This is a genomic window from Kitasatospora sp. NPDC058478, from assembly GCF_042720345.1.
Lineage (GTDB): Bacteria > Actinomycetota > Actinomycetes > Streptomycetales > Streptomycetaceae > Kitasatospora.
Window position 1 is genome coordinate 1 of record NZ_JBHXML010000066.1, and the last position, 16,936, is coordinate 16,936.

Genomic DNA, 16,936 nt, shown 5'->3' on the forward strand with positions numbered 1-16,936 from the left:
TCGCCGCCCAGGCGGAGCTCGCCCTCGCCAACCTGCGCACCGCGCTCGCCGGGGTCGGCCTCGGCTTCGAGCACGTGGTCCGGCTCGGCTCGTACATCGTCGACCACGACCCGCAGAAGCTGGCCGTCCTCGGCAAGGCCCTGGCCGGGGCCTGGGGCGACCGGCTGCCCGCGCAGACGCTCAGCGGGGTCGCCTCGCTCGCCCTGCCGGGGATGCTCTTCGAGATCGATGCGGTCGCCGTCCGGCCGACGGCGGGGGCAGCGGGCTGACCCACCCACGCGCAGGGGTCCCACCGGCCGGTGGGACCCCTCGCCGTACCGCCGCCGTCCGAGCCGGCGCGGACCGCTCACACGGCCCGGGCCGCCGCGCACAGCCGTCGTTCCACGGTGTCGGGGCCGCGGCTTGAGGAACAGCACCCGCAGGAACGGGCCCTCGTCGGTGGCGGCCGTGTCGAGGATCCGGAGCAGGGTCGGATGCCGAGCCAACCGCGGTAGCCCACGCGGGTTCGAGTGCGATCTCGTCCAGGAATCTCGGAACCTGCGCGCTTCGGCCCGTACGGACAGCAAGGGATGGCGCGGCGCGTCCGCCAGAGGCCATTAGTCCGTTTGACGTAGCATTCCGTTCGACGGACTATTGGGGTCTGCGCGAGAGGATGCTCATGCCGTTCACCCTGGCCCACCCCGCGGCTGTACTGCCGTTGCTGCGGAGGCCCTTCAGCCGGGCCGCGCTGGTCGCCGGAGCCGTCGCACCGGACCTGCCCTACTTCGTCGTCACCACGGGACTGCCCGTCAGCGCGCAGTCCTGGTACGAACCCTTCGTCAACGCCACGACCTCGCACAGCGCCCCGGGCGCCGTCACCGTCGCCCTGCCGTACGCCCTCGCCCTGTGGGCGCTGCTCCGCGCAGGCCATCGCCCGCTGGCGTCCCTGCTGCCGGTGCCGACGCCCGTCACTTCGTCGCGGCGGCTCCGCACTGCCGGCGCGCCGGCGCGGCGAGCCGGGTGGATCGTGCTGTCCGCCCTGATCGGCATCGCCACGCACCTGGTCTGGGACGCCTTCACCCACTTCGACGGCTTCGTGGTCACCCGTACGCCCTGGCTCAACTCCACGCTGGTGGGCAGCCTCACCTGGGCGCGGGCGTTGCAGCACGCGAGCACGATCGGCGGGCTGGCCACCATCGCGGTGTACGGGTGGCCGAGGCGGGCCCGCCTCCTCGCCGGTGAGGGCCGCACGAAGCCCGGCAGCGCGCTCCGGCGCCCCGTCCTCCTCGCCATGGCCCTGGTCGCGGTCGTCGGAGCCGTCGCCCACGCCTGGCGGTGGCTCGCCGGCCCGGAGGCGGCGACCGACGGGCTCCCGCTGGGCGCCGTGATCGAAGGGGTGCTGTCCGACGCGGCGAAGGGCGTGGGCGCCGGCCTGATCGGCAGCCTGACCCTGTACGTCCTCATGTGGTGGAGTCGGCGCGCCCTCACGGCAACCCGCCTTTGCAGGGTCAGAGTTGACACAGTATGCCTGGGCCCGCAGGGAGAACGCGGGTCCGTTCACCGACAATCGGAACACCAGGCAGAGGCTGATGGCCGGTTCGGCACCCGGCCAACCGGATGAGGGGAACACGTGCGTCCAGATCATGATCAGGATTCGCTGAGCTTCGCGTTGCTCGGCACGCTGCGGGTCCGGCGCGCCGGCACGGACCTGCACCTCGGCGGCCCGCAGCAGCGGTCGGTGCTGGCCGCCCTGCTGCTGCGCCCGAACACGGTCGTGACGGTCGACGAGCTGATCGCCGACCTCTGGGGAGACCAGCCGCCCGGTGCGCCCGACACCACCTTGCGCACCTACGTGTGGCAGCTGCGGAATCTGCTAGAGCCCTTGCGCACGGCGCCCACGGTGCTGATCTCCCGAACGGGCGGCTACCGTCTGGCCGTCGAGCCGGACCGCGTGGATGTGTGGCAGGTCAAGCGCTTGCAGGAGCTGGCCGGAACGTGCGCCGCCGAGCGGCCGCAGGACGCCCGGAACGCACTGGGAGAAGCCCTGACCCAGTGGCGCGGGGAGCCGCTCGCCGGCCTGCCGGGGCCGCTCATGTGCCGCGAGCGGGAAAGGCTTTCGAGGCTGCGCCTCACCCTCTTGGAGGAGCGCCTCGCCCTCGACGTAGCCCTTGACGTAGCCCTCGACGTAGCCCCTGACGTAGCCCTCGACGCGGCGCTCGACGTTCCCTCCGGCTACCTGCCGGAGCTGGAGCAGCTGGCCGGTGACCACCCGCTCCACGAGCGCCTACAGGAACTGCTCATCCGCGCGCTGCACCGGCAAGGCCGCACGTCCGAGGCGCGCGCGGTCTACGACGCGCTCCGATTACGGCTGGTGGAGCAGCTGGGGATCGAACCGGCGCCCGTGCTCACGGAGTTGTGTCACGATCTCGGTGTGGATGCCGCCATGCGATCGAGGACCGGTGCACCCGGTCCGGACTTACGCCCAGACGTACCGTTACCGCCCGAGTCGGCCGACCGCCGGGCCGGCAGCGCGGTCGACCGAGACGCCGACTGTGGCGCCGACAGTGCGGCCGATCGCGAAAACCTGGACCAACTTCCGCCGGTGTTACCACAGTTCATCGGACGTCAGGAGCACGTCGCCCGGATCGGGCAAGCGCTGACCGGGCGAGCACTGACCGGGCGAGCACTGACCGGGCAAGCACCGACCGGACGGACCAGCCCCGCACTGCGACTGGTGACCGTGACCGGGATGGCCGGGGTGGGGAAGACGACCCTCGCGGTGCGAGCCGCCCACACCGTGCGCCCGGACTTCCCGGACGGCCGGCTGTACGCGGATCTGCGCGGCGCCGACCTGGTGCCCGCGAACGCGTCCGACATCCTGGCGGACTTCCTGACAACGCTTGGCGTGCGGGCGGCAGTTGTGCCCAAGGACCTCGAAAGCAGGGCGGCACTGTTCCGGACCGCCAGCGCGGGACGACGGCTGCTCATCCTCCTGGACAACGCACGCGACGAGGCCCAGATCCAGCCGTTGCTGCCCGGCTCGTCGGACTGCGCGGTCATCGTCACCAGCCGCACGGTGCTCACCAGCGTGCCGTCGGTCCTGCACGTCGCGCTGGACGTGTTCAGCGAGCCCGAGGCGATCGGCCTGCTCGACTCGGTCATCGGTGCGGCACGCCGGTCCGAACAGGGCCCCCAGGCCAGGATGCTGGTCGATGCCTGTGGCCGGCTCCCGCTGGCCGTACGGATCGCCGCGGCCCGGCTCGCCGCCACCCCGGACCAGCCGATCGCCGAGCTCGTCCGGAGCCTGGCCGACGACCGCGAGGGCATCGACGCCCTCCGCACGGGCGACCTGGCGATCGAGCAGGTCTTCGAGCTCAGCTACCGGCTGCTCCCACCACCCCTGGCCACGGCGTTCCGGATGCTCTCCTGGGCGGAGCCCGACCTCGGTCTGGCATCGGCAGCCGCAGTCCTGGGCCTGGCGGAGTACCAGGCGGAGCGGCTCGCGGAGTCGCTGGTGGACCAGGCGCTGCTGGAGTCGATGGGCGCCGGGCGCTACCGCTACCACGACCTGGTGCGCGCCTTCGCCCGCCGGGCGTCGCTGCGGACCGGCGACCACGAACGGGCCGGCGCCCAGCAGCGGCTGCTGACCCATCTGCTCGGCTGCGCCCGCACGGCCTTCACCCTCGCCGTACCCGGCGACCCGGTCGCCGACGTCTTCGGCGAGCCGCTCCAGCAGCCGGCCGCCCGTCCTGGCCGCCCCCCGGCCGCCCCGGCTTCCTTGCGCGCTAAGATCGCCCCGGTCTTTCAGGTCTCCCCGGTCTCCCCGGTCTTCGCGGATCTGGCGGACGCCCGCCGGTGGGCCCGGACCGAGACACCCGGCGCCGTGGCGCTCGCGGCCGCCGTCGCGACGGACACCCTGCGCGTCATCGCCGACGGTCGGCCCTCGGCGGGGACCGACCTGCGCGCGGCCGTCAACCTGCTGATCGCCCTCAGCCCGCTCGGCCTCGGCGCCGTGGGCGGCCGGGCGGAAGACGCCACCCGCACGCTGATCGCCGCCGCCGTCGCGGCCGGCGACCGTTGCGCGGAGGGCCGGTCGCGGTTCCTCCTCGGCACGGTCCTGCTGGCCCGGGCCCGGCTCGGCGAGGCCGGCGCACAGGCCCGGCAGGCCGCCGAAGCCTGCCGGGAGGCGGAGGACCCGGCCGTTCTCCGGCAAGCCCTCAACGACCTGGGCCTCATCGCCCAGGCAGAGGGCCGGCACGAGGAGGCGATCGCCGCCTTCGACGAGGCGGTGGTGCTCGCCCGGCAGCTCGGCCACCGGTCCGGCGAGGTGGCGAGCACCGCGAACGCGGCCCTGTCCCGCATCCGCACCGGTCACGCGGCCACGGCGGTGCAGACCTGTCAGCGGATCCTCGCCGAGCCCGGGGGGACCGCCGACGTCGCGATGACCGCGTACGTGCACTACGTCCTCGGCCTCGCCTACCAGGAGCTGGGCCGACTCGACGACGCCGCGGCGCAGTTGCAGTCCTGTATCTGCTGCGCGGGCGTCACCGGCGATCTCAACCGGGAGTCGGCCGCCCGAAGCCGCCTGGCCGACGTCCTGCGCCTGCTCGGACGGCTCGACGAGGCCGTGCAGCAGGCGGAGCGGGCACTGGACCTCGCAGAAGAAGGTGGGCGACAGCGCGAACGCGCCCTCGCCCACCTGGTGTTGGCCCACGCGATGACCGCCCGGGGCGACCACCACGCCGCCCGGCATCAGGAGGCGAAGGCGCGTCTACTGCTCAGCCGCCTCAGCGCCCCGGAGGCCGCCGACGTGACGTCGATGCTGGCCGCCCTGGCGACCGCCGACCGGACTCCTCACCCCCGGTAGCGGATGACGAGACCGGTCCCGTTCCACGTGATGTGCCCCGAGAGGCAGTGCACGTCGGCCGACCCGCCGCAGGCCTGTGCCGACGGCTCGGTCGGCGAGCCCTGCCGCACGGGGGCCCCCGCGCCCACGGCAACAGCGCCCACCACCGGCGCCAGCACGGCCGCACCGGCAACAGCCGTACGGACAACTATCGTTCGAAACACGTTGACGCTCCCTACGTACCTATGGCAAGACGTCCGAACGCTCGCAGGGGTCGGTAGACATCAGATCAACGCAACCGTCACTCCTGTCACTTCCGTCACTCCCGCACACGCACACGCACACGGACACCACACCGCGCCACACCAGCAGGAGGTTGGGAACCATGGCCCAGCAGTTCGGTGACTACCAGAACGAGATCTACTTCGACGGCCTGCGCGGGGTGCTGCCCGCCCTGCCGATGACGTACGCCGGGCTGGAGGCCGGGGCGCAGGCCGCCCTCCCCCCGTCGATCTGGTCGTACGTGGCCGGCGGCGCGGGGGACGAGCACACCCAGCGCGCCAACGTCCGGGCCTTCGAGCGGTGGGGCCTCTACCCCAGGATGATGGTCGGCGCCGCCCGTCGCGACCTGACCGTCGACCTGTTCGGCCACACCCTGCCCTCGCCGCTGTTCCTGGCGCCGGTCGGTGTGATCGGCCTCTGCGCCCAGGACGGCCACGGAGACCTCGCCGCGGCCAGGGCCGCCACCCGCACCGGTGTGCCGATGGTGGCCTCCACCCTCACCGTCGACCCGCTGGAGCAGGTCGCGGCCGAGTTCGGCGACACGCCCGGCTTCTTCCAGCTCTACACCCCGACCGACCGCGACCTCGCCGCCAGCCTGGTGCACCGCGCGGAGGCGGCCGGCTTCCAGGGCATCGTGGTCACCCTGGACACCTGGATCACCGGCTGGCGTCCGCGCGACCTCGCGACGTCCAACTTCCCCCAGCTGCGCGGCCACTGCCTGGCGAACTACTTCACCGACCCGGTCTTCCGGGCCCGCCTGGCCAAGGCCCCCGAGGAGGATCCGGGTGCGGCGATCCTGGAGTGGGCCGGTATCTTCGGCAACCCGCTGACCTGGGACGACCTGCCGTGGCTGCGCTCGCTCACCGACCTGCCGATCATCCTCAAGGGCGTCTGTCACCCCGAGGACGTCCGCCGGGCCCGGGACGGCGGCGTCGACGGCCTCTACTGCTCCAACCACGGCGGCCGCCAGGCCAACGGAGGCCTGCCCGCCCTGGACGCGCTGCCCGCCGTGGTCGAGGCGGCGGGCAGTCTGCCGGTGCTCTTCGACTCCGGGGTGCGCAGCGGCGCCGACGTGGTCAAGGCGCTCGCCCTCGGCGCCACCGCGGTCGGCGTCGGCCGCCCGTACGCGTACGGGCTGGCGCTCGGCGGCGAGGACGGCATCGTGCACGTGCTGCGCTCGCTGCTGGCGGAGGCCGACCTGCTCATGGCGGTCGACGGCTACCCGACCCTGGCCGATCTGACCCGCGAGGCGCTGGTACGCCTCTGAGGCGGACGGCGTCCGAAATTCACGACACGTATTCGGTGGCGATGCGGTCCGTACTTCCCCGAACTACTTGAACCCGGTTGGGGTGAAAGCGGTCCTGGCCGGATCCCTGCGGTCGGCCTTGACCGTCAGGAAGTCATATGGATGACTGATCGTCACTTGACTGTGATCTACGGGTTCGTGGAACAGTCAAGACCTTGAATCAGCCATGTCGCGCACGTAGATCTATCGTTGACTGATCATTGATCAGCGGCCCATAGGTTTTTCTCGTCGGAGGCGATCGGTTCCACCCCGGGCGGACGTCGCCAATGACACGAGAGGTCCCGCGGGGAGTCGTCCCCTGAACCGAAACGGAGTATCCATCTTATGAACACCAACGACTTCGACCAGGTCATAGCCGAGTTGACCCGGATCAAGAAGGAGTACGTCGAGCAGCGTTCGGCCTTCGTCCCCGGAGAGCGCATGGCCGACTTGCTGAAGGGGCTCGGCGCCACCGACGCCGACCTGGCCCAGCTCCAGCGGGTGAGTGACGACCTGCCGGACGATCCCACCCTCCCCTTCCGCCAGTCGAAGAACGGACGCTTCCACTTCGACGTGAAGAACGGGACGGTCGACCGGGGCGAGTTCCAGCCGTTCGCGCTGTCGGCCGACGAGGACTTCGTACGGCATGACTCCGGAAAGAAGCGTGAGTTCGCGGAGGTCGGTGACGACCTCCAGCTGAACCGGGCCTTCCAGGGGCTGCTCCTGTTCAAGGCGTTCATGGTCCAGGACGTGGAGATCGCGCACCGCCCGAAGCTGGACTACGACTACCCCGGCTGGGTGTGCACCCTGTTCAACCTGCGGACCGTCACCACGCCCGAACTCGTCGGCGAGCCCGCCCTCGAAGGGGTGCACAGCGACGGCGTGGACCACACCATGACCACCCTGCTCGGCAGTGAGAACATGACCGCCGACAGCGCGATCACCTTCCTCCACGACATGCGGCAGATCAACGCGGTCCGCTGGGACGAGGTCGAACCGGAGCTCGTCGTGGGCCAGTACCAGCACCGCCACTTCCTCGACACCATGCTGGTCGTCGACCACGAGCGGAAGCACAGCCTCTCCCCGGTGGTCGCCGCCGACCCGCAGCAGACCTCCACCAGGGACATGCTGATCTTCTTCACGCGGAAGCCCGCCATGGAGGGTCACATCTCCCACACGCACGACTCCCTCGCCTGCCATTCCGCCCTGCCGATGTCGGTCGAACTGCTTCCCTCGGTGGCGGTCTGATGGCGGCGGACGAGATCACGATCACCGACTTCCTGAACGTCGACATCCGTGCGGGCCGGATCGTCCGCGCCGAGGCGTTCCCGCGCGCCCGCCGACCCGCGTACAAGCTGTGGATCGACTTCGGTGATCTGGGCGTTCGGAAGTCCAGCGCCCAGATCACCGACCTGTACGCGCTCGACGACCTCGAAGGCCGCCTGGTGATGGCCGTGGTGAACCTCCCGCCCCGGCAGGTCGCGGACTTCATGTCCGAGGTCCTCGTCCTCGGGGTGCCGGGCGAGGGTGGCGGCGACGTGGTCCTGATCGCCCCGGACCGGGAGGTCAAGCCGGGAGCGCGGCTGCTCTGACGCGAATCGGCAGGTGACCGGCCGGACAACCGGGCCGGGGACGCTGCGGAGGATCGGCCTGACGTCACTCTGCGGGAGCCCGGGGGTGAGATTCCCCCGGGCCTCCCGACCGGCTGGCTCGGTCCCGTTCGTGGAGGGTGAAGAACCTCTTCCTGCGCACCTCTGCCGGCCGGGTCCTGCACCGATCGTTCAAAACTCCGTCCGCGCATGCCACGCACGTGTTGCTGACGTGTGTCAGACGGCGGGCTGTTGCTGGGTGACGCAGTGGATGCCGCCGCCGCCGGCGCCGAGGGAGTCGATGTTGAGCTGCTCGACGGTGCGTCCGGGGAAGAGCCGGGCCAGGGTCGCCCGGGCGGCGGCGTCGGCCGTGCTGTCACCGAACTGGGCGGAGATCACGGCGCCGTTGCACGCGTAGTAGTTGGCGTAGGAGGCGACGAAGTTCTGGTTGGTGGAGCGGATCTTGTAGTAGTCCGGGCCCTGGAGTTTGGTCACCGCGGTCGGACCGCCTGCGGCCGTCGTGGCGGCGGACAGGATCTGGTACTGCTCGCGCGCGTCGTTCGCCCACGCGTCGTTGTCGGTCGCCAGCGGCATCTGGACCAGCCCGGCGCCGGGTGCGAGGAAGCGCGAGGTGGCGTCGACGTGGTCGTCGGTGATGTCCTGGTTCCTGATGCCGGTGAACCAGATGACCTTGGACGCACCGTAGGCCTGGCACATCGCGGCCTCGATCTGCGCCTGGCTCATCCCGGGGTTGCGGTTGTCGTTGACGATGCTGCTGCGGGTGGCCATCAGGGTGCCGGCGCCGTCCTGTTCGATGGCGCCGCCTTCGGTGATCAGACCGGCAGCCGTGAACGGCACCCCGACGTAGGCGGCGATGCGCTGGGCGACCAGCGCGTCGTTGGCGTGGGTCTGCCGGTTTCCCCAGCCGTTGAAGTTGAGGCCGACGGCGTCGAGTGCTCCCGGGCCGTTGGTGCGGAAGACCGGGCCGGTGTCGCGCATCCAGCAGTCGTCGACGGGGATCGTGGTGATCACGGTGACCGACGAGCCGCACAGGGAGCGGGCCTTGGCGGCGCTCGCGGGGTTGGCGCACATGACGACCGGCTCGTACTTGGCGATGGTCTTGGCGATCAGCGCGATGTTCGACTGGACGCCGCTGAGCTGGCTGCGCCAGATCGCGGTGCTGTCGGGCCAGGCCATCCAGGTCCGGGTGTGCCGAGCGCCGTCGATCGGGACGGCGAACGCACCCGACAGCGCGGTGCCCTCGCTGCGGGAGTCGCGGGAGTTGCGGAGGCCGGCCGCGGCGGCGGTGGAGCCTGCCGCTGACGTCACGGCCAGGCCGGCTGCGGTGAGGCCGGCCGCGGTGAGGAACTGTCGTCTGTCCAGGCCGGGTCTGCCCAGGCCGGACTCGCTCGGGACGTGATCGTTCATCGGGTCCTCCGGTCAACTGCCCGTCTCAGCAACGGGATTGACTCGAAAGGTAGAACTAACCAAGCGCTCGGTCAATTATTTGCGCAGGATCGGACGAAGATTCCTGGAGCGGGGGCCTGGCCGGAGACGTCCTAGAGTTGCGCCATGGCGACAGGCGAGAAGGAACAGGTGCAGGCGGCCCCCGTGGTACCGCAGGGGCGCACGCGCTCGTCGGCCAAGGGGGAGCAGACCCGGTCACGGCTCGTCTCCGCCGCCCGGACCCTGCTGGCCGGCGAGAGCGCCGGGCGCTTCACCACGCGCAACGTCGCCGCGCTGTCCGGCGTTTCGCACGGGATGTGCCACTACCACTTCCGCGACCGCACCGATCTGATCGTCGCGGTGATCGAGGACATCCGGCCGGAGTGGATCTCCCCGCTGGAGGAAGCGGTGGACGGCCCCGGCGACTTCGCCGAGCGGGCCGAGCGCGTGATCGGCCTGCTGACCCGGGGCGAGAGCCCGGACCTGTCGCACCTGCACGCGGCCCTGCACTGGCACGCCCTCAACGACGAACGCGTCCGGGGGAGTCTGGAGCAGGAGTACCTGCGCTGGCGGTCGTGCTTCGTCCGGCTCTTCCAGGTGCTCGCCGACGAGCGGGGCGGCGGCATCGACCCGCGACCCCTGGGCGAGGCGGTCGCGGCGGCGGTGGACGGCCTCGCGGCCATCCAGTCCCTCGACTCGAACGTGGACGCGGCAACGGTGCTGGGGACGCTGGTGCGCGCGCTCGCCGGAGCACCAGCCGGGACGGCGTAGCACGCCCTGCGCCCCGGCGTCGTCCGCCCGTCGTCCGCCCGTCGTCCGCCCGCGGGCCGAACGACACCGGGGCCCCGTGGAGTCCGCCGACCCCGCGGGACCCCGGCAGTCCGGAGGGTCCGACAGTCCGGAGGGCCCGGCTACAGGGCCCGGCGGGCGTCCGCGATGGACCGCGGGTCCCAGCCCGGCCTGGGCACGGAGTCGAGCAGCAGCCGGGTGTAGGCGTGCCGGGGGCGGGCGAGGACCTCGGCGGTGGGGCCGGACTCGACGATCCGGCCGTGCCGCATCACGACCACCTCGTCCGTGACGCACCGCGCGACGCCCAGGTCGTGGGTGATGAACAGGTAGCCGATGCCGGTCTGTTCGCGGATGTCGGCGAGCAGGTTGAGGATCTGCGCCTGCACCGAGACGTCGAGGGCGGCCACCGCCTCGTCGAGGACGAGGACGGCGGGCTCGACGGCCAGCGCGCGGGCGATGGCGACGCGCTGGCGCTGGCCGCCGGAGAGCTGGCGGGGCAGGGCCTCGGCCTCGCGCTCGCCGAGGCCGACCTGGTCGAGGAGTTCGGCGATCCGGCGGGGGTGGTCCGCGTCGGGGAAGTGCAGCCTGAGCGTTTCGCGCAGCGCGGCGCCGACACTGGTGCGGGGGTCGAGGGACAGGTACGGGTCCTGGAAGACCATCTGGACCTCGCGGGCGCGGGCCAGCCGGTGGGCCCGGCCGCGCCGGTGCTCGGTGCGGTCCCGGCCGTGCACCAGGACCCGCCCGGTGTCCGCCCGTTCGAGCCCGACGACGATCCGGGCGGTGGTGGTCTTGCCCGACCCGGACTCGCCGACGATGCCCAGCGATCCGCCTTCGGCCAGGGTGAAGGAGACGTTGTCGACCGCCTGGACGCTCCCGTAGGCGCGGTGCAGACCGACGGCCTCCAGGACGGTCTTCGGCATCGCTGGTTCTCCTCCGGGGCTCGTCGTGACGGGGCTGGTTGTGGCGGGGCTGGTCGTGGCGGGGCCGGGCGTGCTGGGGCCGGGCGTGGCGGGGCCGTCGGCAGTGCTCCTAGGCATCGGCGGTCACCTCCGCGACGCGGTCGCCGTGGTGGCAGGCGGCCCGTCGGGCCGGCTCGTCGGCGAGCGGCAGCAGGGCCGGCGCCCGCTCGGTGCACACCTCGGTCGCGAGCGGGCAGCGGGCGGCGAAGGGGCAGCCCGTCAGGTCCTCGCGCAGGCTCGGTGGCCTGCCGCCGATGGCGGCCAGCCTGCCCCGGGGGGAGTCCAGGCGGGGGGTGGAGGCGAGCAGCGCGGCCGTGTACGGGTGGCGCGGCCGCTCGAACAGGGCCGCGGCCGGCCCGGTTTCGGCGATCCGCCCCGCGTACATGACGTAGACGCGGTCGCTGATGGCGGCGGCGAGTCCGAGGTCGTGGGTGACGAAGACCAGTGCGGTGCCGAAGCGTTCGCGCAGGTCGCCGAGGAGGGCGACGACCTCGGCCTGGGTGGTGACGTCCAGCGCGGTGGTGGCCTCGTCGGCGAGGATCAGGGCGGGGTCGCCCATCAGCGCGCCCGCGATCATGACGCGTTGCAGCATGCCGCCGGACAGCTGCCCCGGGTACTTGCCGAGCGTGGCCTCCGGGAGCCCGACGGCGGCCAGCATCTCCGCGGCCCGTCCGGCGGCGGCGTCGGCCCCGCCGGGGCCCCGGCGGCTGGTCTCGGTGAGGAAGTCGCCGATGCGCCGGAGCGGGTTGATGGAGGCGCGCGGGTCCTGGAAGACCATGGCCGCGGTGTCGGTGCGCAGGCGGCGCAGCTGTTCCGGGCTCATGGTGAGGACGTCGTCGCCGTTGACGCGCACGACGCCCTCGGTGGTGGCGCCGCGCGGCAGCAGCCCGAGGACGCTGCGGGAGGTGAGGCTCTTGCCGGAGCCGGATTCGCCGACGAGGGCGACGGTCTCGCGGGCGTCGACGGTGAGGTCGACGCCGTCGAGGACGGGCCGGGCGGTGCCGGGCAGGCGCAGCCGCAGGCCCTGGATGTCGAGGACGTTCAACGGTCCCTCCTTGCGACCTGGTCGGCCCAGCGTTCGCCGACGACGTTGAAGGCGACGACGGTCAGCACGATGGCGACGCAGGGCAGGATCGCCGACAGGGGGTAGCCGTGCTGGATGGCGGTCTGGCCGTCGAAGACCATGCGGCCCCAGTCGGGGGTGAGCGCCGGGACGCCGAGTCCGAGGAAGGAGAGGCCGGCGAGGTCGATCAGGGCGTAGCCGAAGTTGATGGTGGACTGGGCGAGGACGACGGGGGCGATGCCGGGGATGATGTGGCGCAGGCAGATCTGGAGCCCGGAATGGCCCTGGACGCGGTAGGCCTCGACGTAGGGGCGGGAGCGTTCGGCGAGGACGAGTGAGCGGCTGAGGCGGCTGACGTAGGGCAGGTAGGCGATGGCGAGGGCGATCACCGGGGCGATCAGCCCCTCGCCGTAGACCGCGACGATCAGGATCGCCAGCAGCATGCCGGGGAAGGCGAAGACCAGTTCGGTGGAGCGGGACAGGACGGAGTCGAGCCAGCCGCCCCGCCAGGCCGCGGTGACGCCGATGGCGACGCCGGCCAGGGTGGAGAAGGCGACCACCCCGAGCGGGCCGAGCAGCGAGGTGCGGGCGCCGAGCATCAGCCGGGACAGGGTGTCGCGGCCGGCGGCGTCGACGCCGAGCAGGTGGTCGCCGGAGGGGCCGGCGAGGGCGTTGCCCAGGTCGACGGCGTTCGGGTCGTACGGGGCGAGCCAGGAGGCGAGCACGGCGACCAGGACGACCACGGCGACGAGGCCGAGGCAGAGGTGGTACAGGGGTGCTCGGGCGGTGCGCAGGCGGGCGAGGCCGGGGCGGCGCAGGACGGTGGTGCTCATGCGGCGGACCTCTTCGGCGCGAGGGTGACCCTGGGGTCGACCAGCGGGTGCAGCAGGTCGACGACGAGGTTGACCGCCATGAACAGCCCCACCATGAGCAGGGAGATGGCCTGCACGGTGGGGAAGTCCTTGGTGGTGGTGGACAGTTCGAGGAGCTGGCCGATGCCGCCGACGCTGAACGCGGACTCGACCAGGACGGTGCACACCAGCAGGGTGGAGACGATCAGGCCTCCTGTGGTCAGGACGGTGCCCAGGGCGTTGCGGAACACGTGCCGGCGGATCACCTCGTGCTCGGCGACGCCCCGGCTGCGGGCCACGGTGACGTGCTCCTGGCCGAGGACCTCCTGCATCGCGGCGCGGGTGACCCGGGCGAGCATGCCGATCAGGTAGAGCGCCAGCGCGACGGCGGGCAGGGCCAGGTGCCAGAGCATCTGGCCGAGTCCGTCGCCGGTGCCGCCGGTCGGGAACCAGCCGAGCTTCACCGCGAACAGGCCCTGCAGCAGGACGGCCGCGACGAAGGACGGGGTGCCGACGGCCACGGTGGTGGCGACCAGGATGGTCGAGTCCACGGCGCCGCCTCGGACGGCCCCGATCCAGCCGAGGAGCACGCCGATGGCGACGACCAGGAGCAGGGCCATGGTGACGAGCAGGAGGGTGGCGGGCAGCCGGTCGGCCAGCAGCCGCGACACGTCGGTGCGGTAGGTGATGGAGCGGCCGAAGTCGCCGTGGACGATCTGGCCGAGCCAGCGCAGGTACTGCAGCAGGAACGGTTCGTCCAGGTGGTACTGGTCGTTGATCGCCTTGAGTGCCTCGGGGGAGGCGGAGCGGCCCGAGAGCAGGAAGCTGGCCGGGTTGCCCGGCGCCAGGTACATCGCGCCGAAGATCACGAAGGAGGCGCCGAGGAGGGTGGCCGCCATCTCGGCCAGCCGTCGTGCGGTGAAGCGCAGGAAACTCACGTGGAAGCCCTCACGTCCGGGGGCGGGGCGGCGGCCGGGAGGACCGGCCGCCGCACGGTGGATCCGGGAGACGTCACTGGGCCGAACCCACGTCGGCCGCCCACGGGTAGTACATGTAGGAGATGGTGGTCGGGGCGCCGGTGATCCTCTTGTTGAGGAACATGGCGGTGGGCCACTCGGCGACCGGGATCCACAGCAGCTGGTCGGACGCGGTCCTCTGGAGCTGCGCTTCGAGGGTGAAGCGCTCCGCCGGGTCGGCGGCGGCGGTCGCCTTGTCGACCAGGTCGTCGTAGGCCTGGTCGCTGTAGCCGGCGAAGTTCTGGTAGGCGCCGGTCTTGAAGTTGGCCAGCAGGTCCAGCGGGTCGGTGATGGAGTCGTAGTACGTCTCCGGGAACATGTCGATGCCCTCGCGCGCCTTCGCGTCCGTGAACAGCGCGGTGAAGGCGTTGGGCGCGATCGTCTTGAGCTGGACGTCGAGACCGATCCTGGCGCCGGCCGACTGGACGGCGGTGGCCAGCAGCGAGACGTCCTGGCCGATGGAGCTGGTCGCGACCGTGACGGTCTTTCCGGTGGCGCCGGCCTCCTTGACCAGGGCCTTGGCCCGGTCGATGTCCGGGGCGGTCGGGGTGAGCCCCTCGAACGCCTCCTTCTTGACGTCCGGCGGCGCCGCGGCCCAGGCCGCGCGGGAGGTGAGGGAGCCGGTGGCGCTGCCGGCGCCGGCGAGCCCGGTGCGCACGAAGCCGGAGCGGTCGAGGGCCAGCGACAGCGCCTTGCGGACGCGGACGTCGCCGAGCACGCCCTTCATGTTGGTGACGTTGACGTTGACCGTGCTGAGGCCCTCGCCGAAGTAGAGGGTGCCCACGCCGCTCTTGCTCAGGCGGTCGTAGCTCTCGGTCGGGATCAGGTAGCCGCCGTCCGCCTCACCGCTGATCATGGCGTTGACGCGTGCCGAGGGGTCGGTCAGGAAGCGGAAGTCGACCTTCGCGGACTTGGCCTTGGTGCCCCAGTAGCCGTCGAAGCGCCGCAGCTGGATGGACTGGCCCTTGTTCCAGGAGCCGAGCTGGTAGGGGCCGGTGCAGTCCAGGCTGCCGGAGGTGCCGTAGTCCTTGCCGGCCGCCTCGATGCCGGCCTTGGAGGCGACGACGCCCGCGGCCGTGGCCATGTACTGGTTGAACTGCGAGTCGGGCTGCTTGAGTTTGACGGTGACCTGGAGCGGGCCGCTCTTGGTGACGGTGCTGACGTTCTGGAACTGCTGGGCCCAGGCCGCCGCGTTGTCGGGGTTCATCTGCCGGCCGAGGCTGTACACCACGTCGTCGGCGGTCAGCACGCCGCCGTCGTGGAAGTGCACGTCGGGCCGCAGGTCGTAGACCCAGGTGGTGGGGTCGGGGCTGGTGGTCTTCGCCGCGAGCCCGGGAGCCAGGGTCAGCTGCGGGGTCCACCGCATCAGGCTCTCGCACACGTTGGACAGGATGGTGTTCTGCGGGTAGTCGAACGCCGAGATGTAGTCGAGGGTCGGCGGCTCGGCGTACAGGGCCCAACTGAACGAGTCGAGCTGGCCCTTGGCGGCGGGGGTGTCGGCGGACAGCTTGTACGCCTGGTCGCCGCTGCCTCCGTCACCGGTCTTCGGCGGCCCGGCGCAGGCGGCGACCAGGGCGAAGGCTGCCAGGGCGGCGGCCGGCAGGGCGTAGCGGCGGTGCGGGGATCTGTGCTCCGGGCGCTGGCTTCGTGGCATCGAGGGTTCTTTCTTCCGGGCTCAACGGGGGTCCGGCGGGCGGGGGCGGGGGCGGCCCTGGCAGCGGGGGTTCGCTGCCCGGGCCGCGGCGACGGGTGGGTGGTTGTGCGTGCGGGCGGCTCAGGCGGTGGGCACCTGCTGGGTGATGCAGTGGACACCGCCGCCGCCGTAGGCGATCACCCGGGAGCGGACCCCGACGACCTTGCGGCCGGGCAGGGCGGCCGCGATGGCGGCGAGGGCCCCCTCGTCCTCCGGGACGTCGGCGACCGGGACGACGACGCCGCCGTTGGCGATGTAGAAGTTGAGGTAGCCGACCTCGACGTCGGTGCCGTTGACCTCGACGAAGGCGCTCTGCGGGACTTCGAGGATCTCCAGCCTGCGGCCCCGGGCGTCGGTGGCGGCCGCCAGGACGGCGTGGTTGGCGCGCATGCGCTCGTAGTCGGGGTGCTCGGGGTCGGCGGGCAGCTGGACGATCACCTTGCCGGGGGCGACGAACGCGCAGACGCCGTCCACGTGGCCGTCGGTCTCGGTGTCCAGCAGCCCGCCGTACGGCAGCCAGATGATCGTGCTGACGCCGAGCTTCGCGATCAGCTCGGCCTCGATCTCCTCCTTGCTCATCCCCGGGTTGCGGTTCGGGTTCAGCAGGCACTGCTCGGTGGTGATCAGCGTGCCCTCGCCGTCGACCGTGATCGCCCCGCCTTCGAGGATCATCCGGGAGTCGATGCGCTCGACGCCCAGGCGCTCCAGCAGCCGCCCGGCGATCAGGTCGTCGGTGTCGTACGGGTGGTGCTTGCCGCCCCAGGCGTTGAAGCGGAAGTCCACACCGGCCCGCCGGCCGTCCTCGCCGAGTACGAAGATCGGCCCGGAGTCGCGGAACCACGAGTCGTCGATGGGGAGTTCCACGACCTCGACGCCCTCCCCGCACAGCTCCTGCGCCTCGGCGCCCCGGTCCGGCAGCGCGACCATCGTGACCGGCTCGAACTCGGAGATCGCCCGGGCGACCTGGGCGTACTCCCGCTTGGCCTCCTCGAAGGTCTCCCCCCAGAGGTCCGACCTGGTCGGCCAGGCCATCAGGCACCCGTCGTGGGGGGTCCACTCGGCCGGCATCTGGAACGTCATGACGGATCCTTCTCTCTTGTTCTAATTTTCAGTCAGGATGGGGTCGAGAGTGGCCGAC

14 protein-coding genes are annotated in these 16,936 nt (G+C 71.9%); 7 read left to right on the forward strand and 7 right to left on the reverse strand.

Features of this window, described 5'->3' with window-relative positions; genetic code table 11:
- The 6 genes from ACFWPT_RS30845 to ACFWPT_RS30870 form a co-directional block, all read left to right on the forward strand.
- Positions 1-269 (forward strand): RidA family protein (locus tag ACFWPT_RS30845; protein ID WP_380485778.1); only part of this gene is annotated, 269 nt, incomplete at its 5' end.
- A gap of 389 nt (positions 270-658) precedes the next feature.
- A complete protein-coding gene (locus tag ACFWPT_RS30850; protein WP_380485780.1) occupies positions 659-1,600 on the forward strand; it encodes a DUF4184 family protein in 942 nt (313 codons plus the stop codon).
- A 9-nt stretch (positions 1,601-1,609) separates the two neighbouring features.
- Positions 1,610-4,846, forward strand: a complete 3,237-nt coding sequence (locus ACFWPT_RS30855; protein ID WP_380485782.1) for a BTAD domain-containing putative transcriptional regulator — start codon at positions 1,610-1,612, stop codon at positions 4,844-4,846.
- A gap of 364 nt (positions 4,847-5,210) precedes the next feature.
- The gene (locus ACFWPT_RS30860) at positions 5,211-6,374 is read left to right on the forward strand and encodes an alpha-hydroxy-acid oxidizing protein (protein WP_380485784.1); all 1,164 of its coding nucleotides are present in this window, start codon (positions 5,211-5,213) and stop codon (positions 6,372-6,374) included.
- Between the two features lie 363 nt (positions 6,375-6,737).
- On the forward strand, positions 6,738-7,640 hold the full coding sequence (locus tag ACFWPT_RS30865; protein WP_380485786.1) for a 2OG-Fe dioxygenase family protein: 903 nt from the start codon (positions 6,738-6,740) through the stop codon (positions 7,638-7,640).
- Entirely contained in the window at positions 7,640-7,984 is a 345-nt protein-coding gene (locus ACFWPT_RS30870; RefSeq protein ID WP_063352396.1) for a tRNA-binding protein, read from the forward strand. Before ACFWPT_RS30865 ends, ACFWPT_RS30870 begins: the two co-directional genes overlap by 1 nt.
- 234 nt (positions 7,985-8,218) lie before the next feature.
- Here ACFWPT_RS30870 and ACFWPT_RS30875 read toward each other — a convergent pair whose 3' ends face one another.
- Complete coding sequence (locus tag ACFWPT_RS30875) at positions 8,219-9,409, reverse strand: agmatine/peptidylarginine deiminase (protein WP_380379048.1); 1,191 nt, start codon at positions 9,407-9,409, stop codon at positions 8,219-8,221.
- Positions 9,410-9,553: 144 nt separating this feature from the next.
- On the opposite strand from ACFWPT_RS30875, the gene ACFWPT_RS30880 reads away from it, so the two are divergent.
- A complete protein-coding gene (locus ACFWPT_RS30880; protein ID WP_380379047.1) occupies positions 9,554-10,198 on the forward strand; it encodes a TetR/AcrR family transcriptional regulator in 645 nt (214 codons plus the stop codon).
- Between the two features lie 140 nt (positions 10,199-10,338).
- Here ACFWPT_RS30880 and ACFWPT_RS30885 read toward each other — a convergent pair whose 3' ends face one another.
- From ACFWPT_RS30885 to ACFWPT_RS30910, 6 genes are all read right to left on the reverse strand, one after another.
- On the reverse strand, positions 10,339-11,136 hold the full coding sequence (locus ACFWPT_RS30885; protein ID WP_380485788.1) for an ABC transporter ATP-binding protein: 798 nt from the start codon (positions 11,134-11,136) through the stop codon (positions 10,339-10,341).
- Positions 11,137-11,245: 109 nt separating this feature from the next.
- Positions 11,246-12,220 carry an ABC transporter ATP-binding protein gene (locus ACFWPT_RS30890; protein ID WP_380485790.1) on the reverse strand — a complete coding sequence of 325 codons (975 nt, stop codon included), beginning with the start codon at positions 12,218-12,220 and terminating at the stop codon, positions 11,246-11,248.
- Positions 12,217-13,071 (reverse strand): ABC transporter permease, encoded by an 855-nt coding sequence (locus ACFWPT_RS30895; protein WP_063352389.1) that lies wholly within the window; start codon positions 13,069-13,071, stop codon positions 12,217-12,219. The genes ACFWPT_RS30890 and ACFWPT_RS30895 overlap by 4 nt, the downstream gene beginning before the upstream one ends.
- On the reverse strand, positions 13,068-14,027 hold the full coding sequence (locus tag ACFWPT_RS30900) for an ABC transporter permease (RefSeq protein WP_079136532.1): 960 nt from the start codon (positions 14,025-14,027) through the stop codon (positions 13,068-13,070). The genes ACFWPT_RS30895 and ACFWPT_RS30900 overlap by 4 nt, the downstream gene beginning before the upstream one ends.
- A 73-nt stretch (positions 14,028-14,100) precedes the next feature.
- Entirely contained in the window at positions 14,101-15,759 is a 1,659-nt protein-coding gene (locus ACFWPT_RS30905) for an ABC transporter substrate-binding protein (protein ID WP_380485793.1), read from the reverse strand.
- A gap of 120 nt (positions 15,760-15,879) precedes the next feature.
- Positions 15,880-16,878, reverse strand: coding sequence for an agmatine/peptidylarginine deiminase (locus ACFWPT_RS30910; RefSeq protein WP_380379040.1), 999 nt, complete (start codon positions 16,876-16,878; stop codon positions 15,880-15,882).
- Positions 16,879-16,936: the final 58 nt, after the last annotated feature.

Excerpts from the sequence above, each read along its gene's own strand:
- ACFWPT_RS30850 (WP_380485780.1), top strand. The coding sequence starts at position 659 with ATGCCGTTCACCCTGGCCCACCCCGCGGCTGTACTGCCGTTGCTGCGG.
- ACFWPT_RS30860 (WP_380485784.1), top strand. The coding sequence starts at position 5,211 with ATGGCCCAGCAGTTCGGTGACTACCAGAACGAGATCTACTTCGACGGC.
- ACFWPT_RS30865 (WP_380485786.1), top strand. The coding sequence starts at position 6,738 with ATGAACACCAACGACTTCGACCAGGTCATAGCCGAGTTGACCCGGATC.
- ACFWPT_RS30870 (WP_063352396.1), top strand. The coding sequence starts at position 7,640 with ATGGCGGCGGACGAGATCACGATCACCGACTTCCTGAACGTCGACATC.
- ACFWPT_RS30875 (WP_380379048.1), bottom strand. The coding sequence starts at position 9,409 with ATGAACGATCACGTCCCGAGCGAGTCCGGCCTGGGCAGACCCGGCCTG.
- ACFWPT_RS30880 (WP_380379047.1), top strand. The coding sequence starts at position 9,554 with ATGGCGACAGGCGAGAAGGAACAGGTGCAGGCGGCCCCCGTGGTACCG.
- ACFWPT_RS30885 (WP_380485788.1), bottom strand. The coding sequence starts at position 11,136 with ATGCCGAAGACCGTCCTGGAGGCCGTCGGTCTGCACCGCGCCTACGGG.
- ACFWPT_RS30895 (WP_063352389.1), bottom strand. The coding sequence starts at position 13,071 with ATGAGCACCACCGTCCTGCGCCGCCCCGGCCTCGCCCGCCTGCGCACC.
- ACFWPT_RS30905 (WP_380485793.1), bottom strand. The coding sequence starts at position 15,759 with ATGCCACGAAGCCAGCGCCCGGAGCACAGATCCCCGCACCGCCGCTAC.
- ACFWPT_RS30910 (WP_380379040.1), bottom strand. The coding sequence starts at position 16,878 with ATGACGTTCCAGATGCCGGCCGAGTGGACCCCCCACGACGGGTGCCTG.